Origin of the sequence: Acinetobacter sp. G11, from assembly GCF_049808495.1 — a bacterium.
Taxonomy (GTDB): domain Bacteria; phylum Pseudomonadota; class Gammaproteobacteria; order Pseudomonadales; family Moraxellaceae; genus Acinetobacter; species Acinetobacter kookii.
Genome location: NZ_JBNCAT010000002.1, coordinates 111,611 through 128,223, shown reverse-complemented (window position 1 = coordinate 128,223; position 16,613 = coordinate 111,611). Strand labels below are relative to the sequence as shown.

The 16,613-nt window shown below is 38.1% G+C and carries 23 protein-coding genes; 13 read left to right on the top strand and 10 right to left on the bottom strand.

The window, feature by feature from the left end; translation table 11 throughout:
* Window positions 1-2: 2 nt before the first annotated feature.
* From ACPUEY_RS01515 to ACPUEY_RS01480, 8 genes are read right to left on the bottom strand one after another with little or no spacing between them, the layout of a single operon-like run.
* Window positions 3-410 carry a DUF559 domain-containing protein gene (locus tag ACPUEY_RS01515; protein WP_425120886.1) on the bottom strand — a complete coding sequence of 136 codons (408 nt, stop codon included), beginning with the start codon at window positions 408-410 and terminating at the stop codon, window positions 3-5.
* The gene (locus ACPUEY_RS01510; protein WP_425120885.1) at window positions 407-667 is read right to left on the bottom strand and encodes a hypothetical protein; all 261 of its coding nucleotides are present in this window, start codon (window positions 665-667) and stop codon (window positions 407-409) included. The genes ACPUEY_RS01515 and ACPUEY_RS01510 overlap by 4 nt, the downstream gene beginning before the upstream one ends.
* Entirely contained in the window at window positions 664-1,617 is a 954-nt protein-coding gene (locus ACPUEY_RS01505) for a helix-turn-helix domain-containing protein (protein ID WP_425120884.1), read from the bottom strand. The genes ACPUEY_RS01510 and ACPUEY_RS01505 overlap by 4 nt, the downstream gene beginning before the upstream one ends.
* Window positions 1,614-2,033: an HNH endonuclease gene (locus ACPUEY_RS01500; protein ID WP_425120883.1), complete on the bottom strand. Its 420-nt coding sequence runs from the start codon at window positions 2,031-2,033 to the stop codon at window positions 1,614-1,616. Before ACPUEY_RS01500 ends, ACPUEY_RS01505 begins: the two co-directional genes overlap by 4 nt.
* The gene (locus ACPUEY_RS01495) at window positions 2,026-2,325 is read right to left on the bottom strand and encodes a hypothetical protein (protein WP_425120882.1); all 300 of its coding nucleotides are present in this window, start codon (window positions 2,323-2,325) and stop codon (window positions 2,026-2,028) included. Before ACPUEY_RS01495 ends, ACPUEY_RS01500 begins: the two co-directional genes overlap by 8 nt.
* A gap of 3 nt (window positions 2,326-2,328) precedes the next feature.
* Window positions 2,329-2,679 carry a hypothetical protein gene (locus ACPUEY_RS01490; RefSeq protein ID WP_425120881.1) on the bottom strand — a complete coding sequence of 117 codons (351 nt, stop codon included), beginning with the start codon at window positions 2,677-2,679 and terminating at the stop codon, window positions 2,329-2,331.
* Between the two features lie 47 nt (window positions 2,680-2,726).
* Window positions 2,727-3,218: a phage regulatory CII family protein gene (locus tag ACPUEY_RS01485; RefSeq protein WP_131274467.1), complete on the bottom strand. Its 492-nt coding sequence runs from the start codon at window positions 3,216-3,218 to the stop codon at window positions 2,727-2,729.
* A 59-nt stretch (window positions 3,219-3,277) separates the two neighbouring features.
* The gene (locus tag ACPUEY_RS01480; protein ID WP_131274468.1) at window positions 3,278-3,526 is read right to left on the bottom strand and encodes a hypothetical protein; all 249 of its coding nucleotides are present in this window, start codon (window positions 3,524-3,526) and stop codon (window positions 3,278-3,280) included.
* A 116-nt stretch (window positions 3,527-3,642) separates the two neighbouring features.
* On the opposite strand from ACPUEY_RS01480, the gene ACPUEY_RS01475 reads away from it, so the two are divergent.
* From ACPUEY_RS01475 to ACPUEY_RS01450, 6 genes are all read left to right on the top strand, one after another.
* Entirely contained in the window at window positions 3,643-4,398 is a 756-nt protein-coding gene (locus ACPUEY_RS01475; protein ID WP_425120880.1) for a S24 family peptidase, read from the top strand.
* Window positions 4,399-4,415: 17 nt separating this feature from the next.
* Complete coding sequence (locus tag ACPUEY_RS01470) at window positions 4,416-4,619, top strand: hypothetical protein (protein ID WP_425120879.1); 204 nt, start codon at window positions 4,416-4,418, stop codon at window positions 4,617-4,619.
* 27 nt (window positions 4,620-4,646) lie between these two features.
* Window positions 4,647-4,862: a hypothetical protein gene (locus ACPUEY_RS01465; RefSeq protein WP_425120877.1), complete on the top strand. Its 216-nt coding sequence runs from the start codon at window positions 4,647-4,649 to the stop codon at window positions 4,860-4,862.
* Window positions 4,863-4,919: 57 nt separating this feature from the next.
* The gene (locus ACPUEY_RS01460; RefSeq protein WP_425120876.1) at window positions 4,920-6,782 is read left to right on the top strand and encodes a DEAD/DEAH box helicase; all 1,863 of its coding nucleotides are present in this window, start codon (window positions 4,920-4,922) and stop codon (window positions 6,780-6,782) included.
* Window positions 6,779-7,216, top strand: a complete 438-nt coding sequence (locus tag ACPUEY_RS01455; protein WP_425120875.1) for a hypothetical protein — start codon at window positions 6,779-6,781, stop codon at window positions 7,214-7,216. Before ACPUEY_RS01460 ends, ACPUEY_RS01455 begins: the two co-directional genes overlap by 4 nt.
* Window positions 7,217-7,309: 93 nt before the next feature.
* The gene (locus tag ACPUEY_RS01450) at window positions 7,310-7,663 is read left to right on the top strand and encodes a hypothetical protein (RefSeq protein ID WP_425120874.1); all 354 of its coding nucleotides are present in this window, start codon (window positions 7,310-7,312) and stop codon (window positions 7,661-7,663) included.
* 366 nt (window positions 7,664-8,029) lie between these two features.
* Here the strand turns inward: ACPUEY_RS01450 and ACPUEY_RS01445 are convergent, their stop codons facing one another.
* A complete protein-coding gene (locus ACPUEY_RS01445) occupies window positions 8,030-9,709 on the bottom strand; it encodes a DUF4041 domain-containing protein (protein WP_425120873.1) in 1,680 nt (559 codons plus the stop codon).
* A gap of 267 nt (window positions 9,710-9,976) precedes the next feature.
* On the opposite strand from ACPUEY_RS01445, the gene ACPUEY_RS01440 reads away from it, so the two are divergent.
* From ACPUEY_RS01440 to ACPUEY_RS01420, 5 genes are all read left to right on the top strand, one after another.
* Window positions 9,977-10,243 carry a hypothetical protein gene (locus ACPUEY_RS01440; protein ID WP_425120871.1) on the top strand — a complete coding sequence of 89 codons (267 nt, stop codon included), beginning with the start codon at window positions 9,977-9,979 and terminating at the stop codon, window positions 10,241-10,243.
* Window positions 10,240-10,548: a hypothetical protein gene (locus ACPUEY_RS01435; RefSeq protein ID WP_425120870.1), complete on the top strand. Its 309-nt coding sequence runs from the start codon at window positions 10,240-10,242 to the stop codon at window positions 10,546-10,548. Before ACPUEY_RS01440 ends, ACPUEY_RS01435 begins: the two co-directional genes overlap by 4 nt.
* A gap of 11 nt (window positions 10,549-10,559) precedes the next feature.
* Window positions 10,560-11,633, top strand: a complete 1,074-nt coding sequence (locus ACPUEY_RS01430; protein ID WP_425120869.1) for an ATP-binding protein — start codon at window positions 10,560-10,562, stop codon at window positions 11,631-11,633.
* Window positions 11,630-12,871 carry a hypothetical protein gene (locus ACPUEY_RS01425; RefSeq protein ID WP_425120868.1) on the top strand — a complete coding sequence of 414 codons (1,242 nt, stop codon included), beginning with the start codon at window positions 11,630-11,632 and terminating at the stop codon, window positions 12,869-12,871. The genes ACPUEY_RS01430 and ACPUEY_RS01425 overlap by 4 nt, the downstream gene beginning before the upstream one ends.
* Window positions 12,872-13,069: 198 nt before the next feature.
* Window positions 13,070-13,321 (top strand): hypothetical protein, encoded by a 252-nt coding sequence (locus ACPUEY_RS01420; protein WP_425120867.1) that lies wholly within the window; start codon window positions 13,070-13,072, stop codon window positions 13,319-13,321.
* Here the strand turns inward: ACPUEY_RS01420 and ACPUEY_RS01415 are convergent.
* Window positions 13,296-14,246 carry a tyrosine-type recombinase/integrase gene (locus tag ACPUEY_RS01415; protein ID WP_425120866.1) on the bottom strand — a complete coding sequence of 317 codons (951 nt, stop codon included), beginning with the start codon at window positions 14,244-14,246 and terminating at the stop codon, window positions 13,296-13,298. The genes ACPUEY_RS01420 and ACPUEY_RS01415 overlap by 26 nt on opposite strands.
* 206 nt (window positions 14,247-14,452) lie before the next feature.
* Here ACPUEY_RS01415 and ACPUEY_RS01410 point away from each other — a divergent pair, with 206 nt between their 5' ends.
* Complete coding sequence (locus ACPUEY_RS01410; protein ID WP_425120864.1) at window positions 14,453-15,223, top strand: RDD family protein; 771 nt, start codon at window positions 14,453-14,455, stop codon at window positions 15,221-15,223.
* 318 nt (window positions 15,224-15,541) lie between these two features.
* Window positions 15,542-16,612 (top strand): ubiquinol oxidase subunit II, encoded by a 1,071-nt coding sequence (gene cyoA, locus ACPUEY_RS01405; protein WP_425120863.1) that lies wholly within the window; start codon window positions 15,542-15,544, stop codon window positions 16,610-16,612.
* The last annotated feature ends 1 nt before the right edge of the window (window position 16,613 follow it).

Sequence of the window (16,613 nt, the reverse complement as noted above, 5' to 3'; positions counted from 1 at the left end):
CGTTATAAATCCCCTACCATCTTCTCTATTTGCTGAACCGCTAAACCTGACTTCACTTGCTCTGTACTAAACCGTATTACCTGGTAACCCATCATTACTGCAGCGTTGTATTTCTCCATATCCCCAATGTAGCCTTTACCTCTCGTATGCCTGCCACCACTCCAGACCCCACCTTCAACTTCAACCAGTATCTTTTTGCCAACAATATGAAAATCAGCTCTCCATTTCCGTTTTGGGTGAAATTGGTATTCCTGTTCAAAGTTGATTTTTAAGGCCCTTAACTCCCTGGCCAACTTTGCTTCAAACTCATTCGGTACTTTCTCATCCTTGACCTTAGGACGCTTAGAGCCTCGTTTAGGTTTAGGTACCCCAATCATTTTCTTGTATTCAGCAATTGAGTAGCTGGTCATGCATCTGCCCCACTGGCCAACTCTGCAAAAAGCTGTTTTGCATGATCAGTTAGAGTAAATCCCTGTGGTGTTTCACCATCCTTTGCCACCAATCCCCAGTGAACCAGGCCATTGAGATAACGCTGCAGGCTGCGAATTGAAATCCCCATGTTTGGCTCTATCGCTGCATGTATTTGCTTAACAGAGATACGGCCTTTGGTTGACACCATGGTTTTGAAGATCATCAGGTTTGTGTAGGTGCGCTCTGCATCCGTCATGCTGCAGCTCCCGGGAGTGACCCATTGAATCCAACCTGTTTCAAATACTGTTCCCATTTTTTGGCTTGTGCTGGATCTTCCAGTTTCACGGCGATACGTGCAGCGAGTTTTTCATAGGACTCACCCGGTTCAGAGAACTTGCTTGAGAACTCAGGATGTTGTGAAAGTTTTTGAGCGAAGGTGTGAATCTGTTTTTCAGAAAGCTGCTGAGATTTACCGCCGGTACCTGCAGGTTTTCCAGAAGTTGGATTTTGAGTATTCGAATACTTGGTTCTGTAAGCGTTAATCAACCAGTCAGCAAAGTGATAAATCATCAGATCATCACTCATGGGTTTTTCAGCGTTGTAATTCTCGAATGCTCGTTTTTCACGTTCCGCCCATTTCGAATTCATGATGGATTCAAAATCGATGCCGTCATCAGCCAGATAAATTTCTTCACGAAGTTTTTTAAAACAAAACCAGTCTTTTTTATTTTTAGATTCTTCTGGTAGGTTCTTTGATAGATTCCGTGTCCCAACGTTGGTACCCTTTAACGGAATTGTTGGGACTCTTTCATGGAATTGTTGGAACTGTTCCGTTGTTGGAACTGTTCCATTGTTGGGACTCTTTAAATCGGCTTTTTGCTCTTTTAAGGATTCCACTGTTGGTACTGTTTCACGGCCATTTACCCCAACCAATTGATACACTTTGACCTGTTTGGTTTTACCTTTTCGCTCACCAGTATCTGCAATTAATCCATCGTCAATCAGCTCATCAATGATCTTTAAAACGGTTTTACGGTCCATTTCTGTGTCATCCACCAATCGAGACATACTTGGGTATGCGCAATGATCTTCGCCTGCACGATCAGCAAGTGAAAGTAAGACTAATTTTTTGAGAGGCTTTAAAGCCCCACCTTTTTTAGTGGGTACTTCTACACTCCATGCCCATTTGCTGGCATCTAAGCTCATAACGCTCTCCCGTCAGGTGCTTCGTTAAATTTCGTTCCTTTTTTTGAATTACAGCTTCGACAAAGTGTTTGTAAGTTATCAAGCTCGTCACTCCCTCCATGTATAACTGGAATGATATGATCTACAGTTAAATCGCTAGTACTTCCACAATGTTTGCAAATACATCCATCGCGGTTGAAAATGGTTTCTCTGATAACTCGTGGCAATGGTTGTCGAACTGTATTTTTCGGTTCTGGCCCATACTTTTTTTCAAAATCTGAATCAATCCACCGTGCTTCCAAATCAAATACATACAAATTTGTAATTTCTCTTGCGCATTCAACACACAGACGAATTTGTACATTCATTCTGTAAATTGGATTAAACACTTCCCGGGAATGGCATAAGGTGCAGAATAATCTTTGGTTTTTATTCATATGTTTGTACTCTCGGCTTCACGTATCCACCAAATGATTCAACTGAATTCGACTTCACCAGGCTTGATACGATCTGATCAGCCAGATAAATTGTGATGCGAAATCTCCGGGCCATTAACTGGGATAATTCAATTTTGGTAACGGCGGCGTTGTTTTCGTCATAGCCCTTTTTGCGAAGGCTTAATTTCTTTTGTTCATGGATTTCATTCAGCACACGTAAAGCAGGTTCATAAAATGATTGAATGCCCTGCTGTTGCTTAAAATCCGGTTGTTTCTGGAACTGTCTATTCATGGATCACCCCGAGACAAATAATGCAATGGGTTGATCCAGACGGCGTTTGGCTTTGAGTTCAGCGGGTGATGCGAGCTGAATGTCATCTTTGTGAATAATCTGCCCACTGTCCAATCTGTAGTATTCATCTAGGACAAAAGCCTCTACGGTTTCCAGGTTGTTATCTGCAATTCGATGTGAATACACCACCACATCCCCTTTAATAAAATCGTATTGCACGTAAGCATCATCCAGTGCCAGTCCTAAATTGAATTCTCGTTTTTCAATTTGCTGGACTAAGCAGGTATTACATTGCTCTTCTTTACAATTCGTGCACTTGTTAGCGCATGGGTGTTGTGGTAATTTTGTTTTCATTCATGGGTTCCAATAATTTGTGAATACTAAAAGCCTGATTTCACGGATCAGGCTTTTTCTATTTGTATTTGGGCAATGTACTTCCCAGATGCTTTTCTCAACGCCTCATCTGTAGCTGCAGCGAATTCCTGGATTTGCTTTAAGAATGCATGAGCCTCTTCATATTCTTGCGGTGTCACAACGTTATCTTCTAAAACGTCATAAACGGTTTTTGTCGCTTGTCCTGCTGCAATAGTGGTTTGCAACATTGCTTCAACAATTGAAAGCTCACGATGGTTATCACCTTTGGAACCAACTGGAACCAACACATAACCAAGTTCATGTGCCCAAACTTTTATTAACTCTGGGCTTTGAGTGAATGACTGAATAGCTTCAAGCTTTTTCAGACTTGGGATGTAGTTTTCCATATTCACATTTGCGTAATTCAGAATGGTGTTGTGTGAATCACCAGTAACCTGAGCAATATCTTTTGGTGAAATGCCTTTTGTTTGCTTAATCATTTTAAAGATTGCTGTTTGAGCTTCTTTACTTAATTCCATTGTGAATCCTGTAGTTAACTTCACATTTATTAAAAAAAATTATTGAGTGATAATTTGGTTCAGGCAGTAAGTTTTTGATTGCGTAAATAATCAAAATCAGCTTCTGGACATAATGAATCGCAAGAGACTTGGCCTTTACTTGCTTTATCTATGCGAATAGCCAACGGTGCTCCACATTTTTTGTTTACATAGATGATTTGCTGAAGGTTACCGACTGTTGTTAGGCATTCTTGTGCGAAGGTTTTACGACCCTCTGGTGTAAGGCTTAAAAGGTAGCTTTTAAGTTGTTCAGTGTTAGAGGAAGACATTTTTATCTCCTTAATAAATATATTTAGTAAATACTAATTTTAATTACTAAACATGTCAATCAATCTTTAGTGTTTGCGAATTTACTTTTTACTAAAAACTATGTGAAATACTAAATATGGATAAAGTTGCTTTAAGACGCAGAAATTTGCGCACAGCCATTGATGCTGCCAACAAGGAATTAGGTTTTAAATCGGATGTAGCTTTTTGTGAGCATTACGATTTAAACGCTAGTCATATTTCTCAACTCATTAATGGGCATGGGAGTTTTGGTGAGCGTGCGGCAAGAAATCTTGAGAAGAAGATTGGTTGGGATACTGGATTGCTCGACAAGGAAGATTATTCCGTGGATGGCTCTACCCCACATTCATGTCAAACTGGGGGAATCCATATAGCGCCCATTGAGTTTAGAAGTGGTGAAAGAAAGCCAACCAATGTAAGAATTCCTATTTATAAAGACATCAAGGCTTCATGTGGCGCTGGCATAGAAAATTTTTTAGAAGATGTGAGTGAGTATCTCGACATAGATCCATACATCTTAAAAATTATGGGCATACAAACTAAACCAGAAAACTTGCGAATAATCTATTCTGCTGAATACAGCATGTACCCTACTGTTGCCCCAGAAAGTCCATTATTTGTGGATATTTCAGATAAAGACCCAAATGCTTTGAAAAATGGAAATGTGTATGTGTTTACACATAATCACGAATTAAGAATGAAACGTATTTTTGTCAGCTATGGTTCGAATACCGTGAAATTGACCAGTGATAATCCAGATAAAAAGCGATATCCAGATGAGTTCATTACAAGCGACCAGCTTAATGAAATCAATTTTGTTGGACGTTTAGAGTTGGCTTTAGTTAAGCCTTGATTACCTAAAGGATTGATATGCACCCGAAACAAATCATGAATCAAATCATAGATCGTATTAATCAAGCTGCTGAATCAAATGAAGCTCTTAACCTGAATGCAGATGAGGTAAAAGTTCTTGCTGCTGAAATTGGGGATATCCATTTTGTACCTGTTTATACCAATGAGCAAATTGTTCAGCTGGTGAAAGAGGGAAAATTGGGGCAGAAGATAGTTGATTAAAAACCAAGGGAATGACTAATAAACTCAATGCAGAAAATTGAAATAAATTCCCGCAAGATCAGCTATGTACTTTATCAGCACTACCTGTTGACAGTAGTGCTTAGAACAGGTGAAAGGTTCCTTTACCGACTTCTTGAATCAAGTACGTTTACTAAATTTATAGATTCTAAAGATAAAGACAAATTCTATAAAAACGAAATCGAAGCGAATAAAAAGTTTAAGCGTATTCAGCTTTTTATTTAACTGAAACAAATTGCGAACCCGACGCGGGTCTTTGATCGGGAATATAGGGGTTTACGTATGTCTTATTTTAAAGATACGAGAGTTAATATTGTTGGGAATAATAAGCTTAGATCTCCTCAGATCGAGGCTTATATAAAGATTCAAGATTATTTTGAACAAAACCCACAAGGTGAAGCGCTAGTTGTATTACCTACAGGTACTGGAAAGTCTGGACTTATTTCAATTGCGCCATATGGAATATCAAATGGTCGTGTGCTTATTATTACCCCAGGATTGGTCACAAAAGAAAGTATCAGCAAAACTCAAGAATCATTAAAAGATAACTTCTGGATTAACTATGATGTAATTTTTGGTTCCAATAACTTGCCTATTGTTTGTGAATATACATCTGATATTACTGACGAGCATTTAACTAATAGCAATATTATTTATTCAAATATTCAAAGAGTCATAAGCCAATCTGATAGTTGTTTGAAAAATAGAGTTTCACCCGACTTTTTTGACATGATAATTATTGATGAGTCGCATCACTCTGTTGCATCTAGCTGGGAATCAATCCTCTCATATTTTAATACCGCTAAGAAACTTCATGTTACAGGTACTCCATTTAGAGGAGATGGTTTGCCGATACCTGGTGAAAAAATCCATGAAACTCCATTATCCGAGGTAATGCGCGATAGACTGGTAAAATACCTAAAAAAAGAAACAGTAAATGCCCACCACCTATATTTCATAACCCCTGAATTTCCAGAGGAGAAACTAACAGTAGAGCAGGTATTACGATTTAAAGATACTGAGTGGCTACAAAAATGTATAGCTCTATCTAAAGAGTGCTCAATGGATGTTATTAATCACAGCCTTATTAAGTTGAAAGAGCTAAGGGATGTGTCGCCAGATGTACCTCATAAAATTCTGGCAGTTGGTTGTAGTATTGAACATGCTGAGGATTTGCAAAAATGGTATGAAGAGGTAGGACTTAAAACTATATTAATTCACAGTAATATGGATAAAAGTATTCAAGCAGCAAAATTTAAATCAATTGAGAATCATGAATGCGATGTAGTTGTTTCCGTTAATATGCTAATGGAAGGCTATGACCATAAATACCTTACTATACTATCGATTTTTAGACCATATAAAAGTTTGAATGCATTTGCTCAAGTAATCGGTCGTGTATTACGAGCAATTCCAGATGAAGAGATTAAAGCTTTTGAGATTGATAATAATGCTACAGTTATTTTTCACGAAGAAACTGGCTTAAATGAATTATGGGAGGATTTTCAAAAAGAAGTTAATCGTGCCAAATCCGAGCGAATTAAAGATTATACTTTAAAAGAGTTAACATCAGATTATAAACGCAGACCGCAAACTCTTGGTAATGTTGACTCTGACGCTGCTTTTATTAGCGACCAAGATTCTTTTCTGCCAGATATAGACTTTAATGAATTATTTGAAACCAAAAGAAAGGAAATAAATTCCAAAGTTCAAGAAACACTTAAAAAGTTTAAAGAGATACAGGATCTTGACGAAAATATTCTTAAAACCTTGGAAAAACAGTTAATTGATCAAGAAAGTAAAAAAATTTCAACTGACTTTATTGATCCAGAGTTACTTGAAAAACGTCCAACCGTAGCACGTGATCAGTTAAGAAAACTAATTAAAAAGAAAACTGAAGATGAAGTTACCAACCTTCTTTCAGACCATGGATACAATCCTAAAGGGCTTGAATTAGCTAATTCATTTTCAAGGCATACATCAATTATCAAGCCTGGTACAGCTAATGATGGCACGTTAGTAATGTATATTAATTTTAAGCTATATGATAAATTTGGCTCCATTGCGTCAAGAGATAACCCAACTCTTGTAAAATCCTTGAAGGTAATTCCTTCTCTTATTGAAGAAGTAAGGAAAATGATATGACCGACCTCATGCTTACTCAAATTACAGATTCTTTAGCTAGCCTTTATATTTTCAAAGGAATACAGCCAACTGAACTTGCTGATTCAATTTTTGAAGATTCATATGTGAATATGATTTCTGAAAGAAAGATGGATAAGATTGAAGTTACCCTTACATTTAATGAAAAATGTGAAATTACAGATAAAATTTATACTCATCATATGAAATATATTTATAATGAGCAGAAATTTTTAATGACAATTAAAGAAGCAGTTAATTCTAAACAATTTAAAACTGTTTGGGATAGGACTTTGCTTATTAATTCATCATTAGATAAATTAAGTAAAACCCTCAAAAATTCTGACTACAGTGATAATCAGATTCAGAAAATATTAGATACCATTCCAAAAGATTTCAACTTAAGAAACAGCAAAACTCTCAAAATAGCCTCTTAGGTTTTAGTATTATTAAAGACCCACCCCAACGGTGGGTTTTCTTTTCCTATTTTCCGCTTATAATCCCCTCACCAATAACAACAATACATAATTATGAAAAAAGTACTATTCACCATCCTACTTCTAACTTTAGCTATCACCGGCTGCCAGAAACAACCAGAACAAACAACCCCATCTGATCCAGGTAAAACTAATCCTGTAGCAAAAGCCCAATTTGAAAAGTCGGATGCAATCATCAATACCTACCTAGACAAGCTTGATAGTGCTGAGACCCCACAAACGGAAAGAACTCAAATACTCTGTAAGGACTACCCTGCTGAATACAAAACCAATTACATGCCGGCCTTACTTAAGTTGTCACCCACTGAATATACGCGGGCACAACTATTGAAGGATCTGGACATAGCTTTGGACTACTATAAGAAAAAAGACAATATCCAGTGCTGAAGGATTCGCATGTGATTTGCAGGAGATTATTATGGAAAGAATTGTTATCGCGATAATTCTCATTATTATCGTGATATTACTGATCGTTCTTTATTTCAAAAATAAATAACCCACATGGCTATTTATAAAGCAAGCCTAAACAATAATGTCATCTTATGAGTCTATCTTCACACTCTAATACTACGGATAGTATTTGATCGCACAGACCCACTTCGGTGGGTTTCTTATTTCTGAAACACTCAATAGTTATTCTTTACTCAAGATCTCATACGAAGACGGGATCTGTAATGACTAAGTAAGACCTATCTCGAACCCACTATATGTGGGTTTTCTTTTAAAAAGGCCAGCATGTGCTGGCCTTTTTGATTAGTCTTCATCTTCAACTAAAACATAATCTTTCTGCTTTAATTCCATTTTTTCAATAGCATCTTCCAATTCCCGTTGTTCTTCATCTGGCATAAGTTCAATTTTTAAAGATTCTCTATACTGTAAGGCTTCAGCTTTTAGAGTAAATTTGGCTTGTATACCTAATTCCTCAAGGTAGCTCTTCACATCTGTTAAGGAAGTTCTGAAAAATTCTTTTTTATAATTAACTTTATTAACTCGTTCATGATTAAAATGATGATGAAGCTTTTTCTCTAGAGTTGGAGCATCTTCACTATAAATCATTGCATGAACATCAAATGTAAATGGCACTGATGCATCTCCCAGCTCCCTAATACGATCCATTGGCTCCAAACGTCTAGTCATTCCAAGTTTTAAGACATCATCTCCAAATGACCCAATATTCGAAATAACATACACGTGCCCTGCTCTTGTTTGCTGGGCCATTGATAAAGCACGCTGATTTCTTTCCTCCGCTTCATGAAGTTTAAGCATCAATTCATTCATTTTTTGATCATATTTAGATTTTTGATCATCTGTTGCTTGTTCGAACTCCTTTCGTGCTTTTTCATAAGCCTTCTTCAATATATCTTCTTCTTTACTTGCCTCTTTTATTGCGCGTTCATATTCTTTTCTTGCTTTTTCCTCTTCACGAATTTGCTCACGAATCTCTCTCTGCTCTTCACGTTCTCTTTCTTTGAATTCTAGAACTAATGCTGCCCATTTTAGCTCCTCAATCCTTAGTGCTAAATAAGATGGATTGATTCTGGCATTTCTAAAAGCTTGTCCATAATTATTTAAAAGTAAATAATCATCTTTCAATGCCTCAATTAATTTACCAACATTATCATGTCGTAAACGTGATACATGAACATCCGCTTTACTATTAAAAGAATTTGTTATGAATGCGATAGCTGTTGTTTTTCTAATATCTTCAACATAATCACATTCAGCAACGACTCCGTGTTTAATGGCTGTTTTAATCTCAGATTTAATTGTTTTTAATCTTTGAGCTGCATCTAAATACTCATATCCCTCTATAAGATCATCAAGTATTGCTTGATTAGGTAATAGATATTCATCATTGTAACCCTGAATTTTATTCTCAAGCGCCTTATTGGTTTTACTCAACTCCATAGTTTTCTGAGCTAAATTGTAATAATCACCAAGTATTTTCTGTGCTTGTTGCTCTGTGTTAGACATAGTTTTTTGAGCATGTTTTTCTAAAAAAATTTCTACTGTTTTAATTTTTTCTTTAATTTTGGTCTTAAAAGCTTCTGCTTCAGCCACAATAGTGCGCTTGTAAGCTTCATGTGATTTTAAATTAGATTGATATTCTTTCTGCCATACAGCTTTATCATTTTCTATCTCAGCAGCACATTTTTTCTTCTCAGAATCTATATATTTCACGACATCTACAATAGCTTGATATTTTTCCAATTCAAGTAAGCGACTTTCAAGCAATTCTTTCTGATTTAAAAGCCCACTGATTTGTCGGTAATCACTACTAGCTTGAGCTTCAAGCTTTCCTATCTTGATAGACAAGTTTTTATTCTTTTCTATGAGTTCCTCTTCATTAGATTTAAGTTCCTTATTCTTAGTGTAAAAGAAATAAATAACACCACATGAAGCTATCAATAAAAAGAAAAGAAAAAATTCCATAGCTGTATCTATTAATTAAAATTTAACCAATTCTCAAACATTATTTCCTTATTTTCAACTTATTAGAAAATATTTTTTATTGAATATTCAATATCTTTGAAAAGGTTTTCTTTTGTCTATATTATTATTTACTAAATATTTTACTAAATTTATTTAGCAAAACTATTGACTAAATATTTAGTAAATACTAAATTACATCTCACCAGATAACAAAAAAGCCCCTTGCTTTCGACGACCAGGGACTTTTACTCAAAGAGTGAGATAAGTATGAACCAAACACCTTCCCATAGTCAAACCCCTGAGTTTGGCCACATCCCGCAAACCGGGATTCTTTACCAACAACCACCTTCTAGTGAGCAGATTGCTAAGGCAAATCGCTGGAACAAGTTCAAAGCTTTTATGCGTGACGCGATTGCAGTAGTGGTTTTTAGTTCGCCAATTGTGGCAACACCTTTCATGGTTCGCAGTTGTTCAGATGATGTGGATCGTCAAACTGTGCAGGCGGTTAAGTTTCAGATGGAGGTAAGCAAATGACTACTTCTACTCAAAAATTCTCTGAATACCTTGGTGGCTTTGAACAAAACAGCATGTCCATGCGTCTTGGCCACACTGTTTATGTTGAACAAGGTAAAGACATCTTCACTGAAGATCGTAAAACCGGTGAGCTTCAAAAAGTCACTCTTGAAGAACAAGTTGCCAAGCCTTGGATCCGTCAAAACTTTGACCGTGAACGTGCTTTTCAACGTCGTAAAGCTTTGGCCATTGGTTTGCAGAGTTCACATATTCCATTGCGTGAACGTCGCACTTTCAAAAAACGTATGGGCTGGGTTGGGGCTTAAGGGGAATTATCATGACTGTATTTTTTAAGAAAGCTGAACGCAAAAATGCGAAATTACGCCTTGCCCTTGCCGGTCCTACCGGTTCAGGTAAAACCTTAGGTGCACTCCTTTTAGCTAAAGGAATTGGGGGACGAATTGCAGTAGCAGACACAGAAAATAGTAGCGCTGAATTATATGAAGATGTTGTTGAATTTGAACATGCAAATATTCAACCACCCTACACCCCTGAAAAGTTTATTGATGCTATTCATGCTGCAGAGAAAGCAGGTTTCGATACCTTAATCCTGGATAGTATTACTCATGAATGGTCTGGCGTTGGCGGCTGTTTGGAGATTGTCGACAAACTTTCCGGTACCACTTTCAAAGGTAATAGCTGGGGTGCATGGAGTCAGGTTACTCCACGCCATCGCAAGTTTATCGATGCAATGCTTCAGTCCAGCATCAATATCATTGTGACCATGCGCAGCAAAATGGATACCGTTCAGGTTGATGCAGGAAACGGCAAAAAGAAAGTCGAAAAAGTGGGCATGAAAGCTGAACAGCGCGATGGGATTGAATATGAGTTCACTACCGTTCTGGATCTAACCCACGACAACTATGCGGTTAGAACAAAAGATCGTACCCGCATTTTTAGTGAGCCTATGCTACTCACAGAACAGGCTGGCATATTGCTCAAACAATGGCTGAACTCTGGATCTGCTGATGCATGTATCAATGGTAATCAATTTTTAGAGCTTGAAGCACTTATGCAACAAGCTGGAATTGATATTGAAAAGTATTGTGCCAAACGTGGATTAAACAGCCTTCACGATGTTCAACAGCAGAAGTTTGATGAGACATGCGCTGGCATTCACTCAATCATTAAGCGTACCCAACAAGCACAACAGGCTAATGAGCAGCAGTTACATGCCGAGAATGAAGCACGTTTAGAAAATGATTATCAGGTTGCGTTAAAAGACATTCAAAATGCTAACCAGATTAATGATCTTAATCGTCCTGCTACCTACTTCAAAGGCACAAAGTACGAACAACAAATTTTAAATGCCTGCCAGGCTAAATCAGATATGGAGGGATGGTCAGCATGAATATTTTAAATAGTAATGAAGCTTTTACAGCAATGATGGCGGGTCGAAATATTATGTGCCGCGCTATCGGTGAATTGATCGAATTCAATGATATCGATCAGTTCCCCGCCAACATCTTTGCTAAACCAGGTTATGAGTATTGCATCAAAGTTGAAACCATGGAATTGGCTGGTATTACATTCGAAAAGCCCCTGACTCCGGATGAGGTTCAACTCGGCGATAATGTATATATTGTTCAAGCCAGTGGTGAGATACATCACTATAAATATGTAGTCTGCCATGAGGTATTAAATCAATCTATTGCCCGGGGGTTTGCACAACGCGATCCAAATAATACACAGCTACAAGCAGAGGCATTTTGTAAGCTTTTTGACCGTGTTTACCGCCGAGCAGATATTGTTGAAATTAACACTCAAACAAAACAAAAACGTCGTAGCCGCAAAACAGAAGCACCAGCTGCAAATGACCAAAATTCAACATCAAATGATGTGGAAGAAAAGACATTTGAAAGTCAGTCAGATATTCAGATTACCGAGCAAGGTCCAGCTGCTGCAGAAGACAGTTTGACAGAGGAATTTGTTGAAACTGATGCAGTGATATTGGTTGAGAAGTTTACGGCTCAAATTGATGAATGCACAACAACACGGGATGTTTTGGCTCTACGCCCTGTCTTTGTGGCTAATGGCCATCTGGAGCGTGAAGATCAACAACACTTGTGCAAGCTGACTGAAGATAAATTGCTTGAACTTGATCCTGAGCAATACACGCCTAAGGTTGAGCTAGATAATGATTTAAGCATTGATAAACTTAAGCGACTGCAACAAGAGGCTGAAAGTCTCATTCAATCCCAAAAAGATGAGCATCTGGAACCGCCAGTTCAGGCCGATGTAGACGATATTCACCAGGTGTTACTAAATGAATTACTTGGAAATGTTGCCAATGCAGCTACACCAATGGAAGCCAATGCTCAAATCAAGTACACCACTCACTGGACCGAAGAACAGCGCAAGCCATTAATTAATGCAATCAATAAACGCCTGGTCGAGCTTAATCCACCTAAGGCTCAATCATCACTCGCAGTTCGTATTCAGAAAGCTGAAGACCTGACTGAGCTGGATGCCTTGGAAATTGATGTGTCAGCATGCGATGAAGAAATTCAACCCCGATTAATGGAAATGGTTGAGAAGCGTCGACTTGAATTGGATCCGTTTACTGCGGCAATTGGTGATGCATCATGAAATTCAATTACTCAACTATTACCCGAACACTGACAGTGTTCGGGGCCAAGATGGACCATATTTTTCATAATGTCAGCGTTGGTGAAATTGAAGAACTATTAATCAATGCGAAGTTTAAAGAAGCGACCTGGAGAAGATAATGGTTATAAAGTTGAAGTTGCCTTTTGAAGTTTTGCAGAGTTTGAAGGAGGTTCCTTGATGGGTGCTATTGAAGTGGTAACAATCCCAGTTGCTGATTTACGTGAATTAATTCGTCAAGAAACATCCAATGCAATTACAAAAGCATTACAAGGGCAAAATGACGAGCTATTAAATGTTAAACAGCTTTGTGAGCGCATTCCTGGTTTAACGCGACACCTTTTTAAGCAACTTGAAACAAAAGCAAAGCTTAAAAATATTCGTGGGAAATACTCACTTAAAGCTGTTAAAGACGCGATGCAATCTCACTAGCAGTGGGATTGTAATAAGCCATGGCACGTTTAGGGTTGCTCCAGCCAAACATCTTACATAAGTCAAGAATTGGTAACTTAAGAGCAATCCGAGTTGCTGCCGTATGGCGCGAATCATGGAATGTGAATCCGTATAACTCAGCACTAATGCGAGCCTTCATAAACTCGGTGCTGGCAGCAAGTGGTGATAAATTAAAAACAGAGCCTGATTTTTTCTTTTGGCGGCTTGATAGTATTTCTAATGCTTTTTGACTCAATGGCACTTCACGAGGCCGTCCATTTTTAGTAATAAGTAATTTTACATATCGCTTTTCTAAATACACCCTATCCCAAGTCATTCCACAAATTTCAGCCTGGCGCATTCCTGTTTCAATGGCCAATAAGAAGATGTCTTTAAGATCCACAGAAAGGTATTCACATAGTTTATCAATTTCATCTTGAGAGATGACGCGTTCACGATGATCTGAATCTTTTGGCATTTGAACATCTCGTACCGGATTTCGTCTTAACCATAACTTTGTCTCGACGCACCAGGTAAAGAAGCCAGCCAGCAAAACAAAATCCCTACGCGCTGTTCCCGTAGAAACATTCTCCAATCGCCATTCACGCCAGTTCACTAAAAATTCTTTATCAACATTTATTAATGGAATGTCGCATCGCATATGTTTTAATATATAGTTAATACGGCTAATTTCCCTGTCGGCACCCCTTTTCTTTATAGATATGGTGTCGCGGTATTCTTCCATTGCATCTCGTAAGATGACGTGATCGAATATCTGTTGTTTTTCATTCTTGAGTTCAACCTCGGTTTCTTGGGCCCACTTCTTTGCATCACGTAAAGTATCAAAGGTTTTAGACTTTGGTTTGTGTGGCTTGATCCGTACTGTTGCAGTAATGCGACCGTTACGTTTTTGAAAGGTTGCCATGGGCTTGTTGCACTCTTGTTGCACTAAATTTTTAAAACGGTTTAAATTTATTATCAAACCAGTTAAAAATCTAGTGAAAAACCAAGTGCTTTGTAATATGTTTAATTCGGGCTTTAATACTGTTTAAGTAATATCGCCCATTCGTGGGTCTTTTTTTTCTTCTACGATTTTTTGTATTTTTAGATTTATTTTGAGAATTGAGTTTTATGCAAATTTACTTGGCGAGAAATAATCAACAAGCCGGTCCTTACACCTTAGAGCAGCTTAATCAAATGCTCGCTAGCCAACAAGTGCTGCTTACAGATTTGGCCTGGCATCAAGGCATGACCGAATGGAAGGCTTTAGGTGAATTAACCCAAGGTAAACTTGTATATACACCTGAAGGCTATACCGCACCTGCGGCTTTTCCAGAACCCAATCCTTCACAGAATTCGGCTATTCGTAAAGTTCAGGTGGAGAAAAAAGTCACTGCCAAACAGGAACTTGCTTCAATTCCAACCCGTATTTTGGCAAAAATTATTGACTTGCTACTCTGGCTACCTGCCGCCGCAATTCCGTCATTTTTCCTGAAACCGGAGCAATTTAACCAGTTGTCCGAGATCCAGCAAAAAATGCAGACGGCCGAGACTTCCACTCAAGCCATGCAATTACAGCAGGAATTATTTACCCTTATCCCCCCTGAAGCCTGGCAGACCATGTTTATTTACCTCATCATCATGTTAGGTATACAGGCATTCATGTTGGCAAAATCCGGGCAAAGCATCGGTAAAAAACTGACTAAAATTAAAATTGTAGATGCCGAAAATGGCGAAAAAGTCAGCCTGATGCGTGCTTTCACTTTACGTAGCTTTATTTTTATCGTTTTAAATTTGCTCTTTATGCCATTTATTACAATTATTGATCATGTTTTTGCACTGGGCGAAAAGCGCCAGACCTTGCATGATAAATTAGCCAAAACCAAAGTGGTTAAACAATAAGCATATAATTAAACAGGGATTGTTTTTATATCCCTGTTTTCCCCCAGAATATTGATATTAAAATAAAATTCATACAATAAAAGCTTAATTCCGAGTAAAAAAATCAGTTTTTATAACAGATATTTAAAGCCATTTTACATATAGCTTAGTTTGTCGATATCAGGCATAATGCCCTACAACGTAGCGGTGCCTCATGATTGGGAAGGCTTTACTATGCTTAGATTTTCTAAGTGAAAAATAAACATTTCCAATCATGCGACACTTTAATCGCTATCCCATATTAAATTAGGGAATGGGACTCTTCACCGAGGTTGTAAAATGAGACAAACAATTTTAGCTGTATTGTCTTTATCTGCGATGGCTGCACTCTTGACAGGGTGTGGTGGTGATATGGTACTTCTGAACTCTAAAGGTCCAGTTGCTGAAGGTCAATCAAACCTCATGTTGACTGCGATTTACTTAATGCTATTGGTGGTTATTCCATCAGCGATTATGGCATTATGGTTCGGATGGAAATATCGCGCGTCGAATAAAGATGCAGACTATAAACCTACATGGGCACACTCTACTGCAATTGAAATTGTAGTCTGGGGTATTCCTGTTATTATTATTGGTATTTTAGCTTGGTTAACTTGGTGGGGTTCCCACAAGTATGACCCATACCGTCCGCTAGAATCAGATAAAGCACCTTTAAACGTTCAGGTTATTGCTGAACAATTTAAATGGATCTTTATCTATCCAGAACAAAACATTGCGACTGTTAACGAAATTCGTTTCCCAGAAAAAACTCCGGTTAGCCTGCGTTTAACTTCTAACTTCACAATGAACTCGTTCTTTATCCCTGCATTGTCTGGTCAGATTTATGCTATGGCGGGTATGCAAACTCACCTGAACTTCTTGGCAAATGAAACCAGTCCTGCTGAAGGCTACCGTGGTTTCTCTTCTAACTATTCAGGTTATGGTTTCTCGCAAATGCGTTTCCGTGCACACTCTGTGACTGATGCTCAGTTTGCTGAATGGGTGGCTGCAGTTAAAGCTGGTAATGGTAATACCATTAATCCTCAAGCTGTTCAAAAAACACTTTTAGACCAGGCTGAATTTGCAACCCTACGTGACGGTAACCGTTCTAAGTACCAAATCGAAGCAATCGTTGCGAATGCCCAAACTCCTGAAGAGAAGGCTGCTGCTGAAGCGTTGAAGCCTTATCCGACTAAGCCACATCCAGTGACTTATTATTCTTCAGTAGAACCTAAACTGTTCGAATCTGTGATTAACAAATACATGAGTAATTACCACGGTGCTGATCACTCGGCAACTGCTGGTCATGAAGCTGCTGCTTCTGAAGCTCATGCAAATGTTGAACATGCGACTGCTTCTGTAGAGGAATAAG

Coding starts and splice junctions, on each gene's coding strand:
- ACPUEY_RS01515 (WP_425120886.1), bottom strand. CDS start 410: ATGACCAGCTACTCAATTGCTGAATACAAGAAAATGATTGGGGTACCT.
- ACPUEY_RS01510 (WP_425120885.1), bottom strand. CDS start 667: ATGACGGATGCAGAGCGCACCTACACAAACCTGATGATCTTCAAAACC.
- ACPUEY_RS01505 (WP_425120884.1), bottom strand. CDS start 1,617: ATGAGCTTAGATGCCAGCAAATGGGCATGGAGTGTAGAAGTACCCACT.
- ACPUEY_RS01500 (WP_425120883.1), bottom strand. CDS start 2,033: ATGAATAAAAACCAAAGATTATTCTGCACCTTATGCCATTCCCGGGAA.
- ACPUEY_RS01495 (WP_425120882.1), bottom strand. CDS start 2,325: ATGAATAGACAGTTCCAGAAACAACCGGATTTTAAGCAACAGCAGGGC.
- ACPUEY_RS01490 (WP_425120881.1), bottom strand. CDS start 2,679: ATGAAAACAAAATTACCACAACACCCATGCGCTAACAAGTGCACGAAT.
- ACPUEY_RS01485 (WP_131274467.1), bottom strand. CDS start 3,218: ATGGAATTAAGTAAAGAAGCTCAAACAGCAATCTTTAAAATGATTAAG.
- ACPUEY_RS01480 (WP_131274468.1), bottom strand. CDS start 3,526: ATGTCTTCCTCTAACACTGAACAACTTAAAAGCTACCTTTTAAGCCTT.
- ACPUEY_RS01475 (WP_425120880.1), top strand. CDS start 3,643: ATGGATAAAGTTGCTTTAAGACGCAGAAATTTGCGCACAGCCATTGAT.
- ACPUEY_RS01470 (WP_425120879.1), top strand. CDS start 4,416: ATGCACCCGAAACAAATCATGAATCAAATCATAGATCGTATTAATCAA.
- ACPUEY_RS01465 (WP_425120877.1), top strand. CDS start 4,647: ATGCAGAAAATTGAAATAAATTCCCGCAAGATCAGCTATGTACTTTAT.
- ACPUEY_RS01460 (WP_425120876.1), top strand. CDS start 4,920: ATGTCTTATTTTAAAGATACGAGAGTTAATATTGTTGGGAATAATAAG.
- ACPUEY_RS01455 (WP_425120875.1), top strand. CDS start 6,779: ATGACCGACCTCATGCTTACTCAAATTACAGATTCTTTAGCTAGCCTT.
- ACPUEY_RS01450 (WP_425120874.1), top strand. CDS start 7,310: ATGAAAAAAGTACTATTCACCATCCTACTTCTAACTTTAGCTATCACC.
- ACPUEY_RS01445 (WP_425120873.1), bottom strand. CDS start 9,709: ATGGAATTTTTTCTTTTCTTTTTATTGATAGCTTCATGTGGTGTTATT.
- ACPUEY_RS01440 (WP_425120871.1), top strand. CDS start 9,977: ATGAACCAAACACCTTCCCATAGTCAAACCCCTGAGTTTGGCCACATC.
- ACPUEY_RS01435 (WP_425120870.1), top strand. CDS start 10,240: ATGACTACTTCTACTCAAAAATTCTCTGAATACCTTGGTGGCTTTGAA.
- ACPUEY_RS01430 (WP_425120869.1), top strand. CDS start 10,560: ATGACTGTATTTTTTAAGAAAGCTGAACGCAAAAATGCGAAATTACGC.
- ACPUEY_RS01425 (WP_425120868.1), top strand. CDS start 11,630: ATGAATATTTTAAATAGTAATGAAGCTTTTACAGCAATGATGGCGGGT.
- ACPUEY_RS01420 (WP_425120867.1), top strand. CDS start 13,070: ATGGGTGCTATTGAAGTGGTAACAATCCCAGTTGCTGATTTACGTGAA.
- ACPUEY_RS01415 (WP_425120866.1), bottom strand. CDS start 14,246: ATGGCAACCTTTCAAAAACGTAACGGTCGCATTACTGCAACAGTACGG.
- ACPUEY_RS01410 (WP_425120864.1), top strand. CDS start 14,453: ATGCAAATTTACTTGGCGAGAAATAATCAACAAGCCGGTCCTTACACC.
- cyoA (WP_425120863.1), top strand. CDS start 15,542: ATGAGACAAACAATTTTAGCTGTATTGTCTTTATCTGCGATGGCTGCA.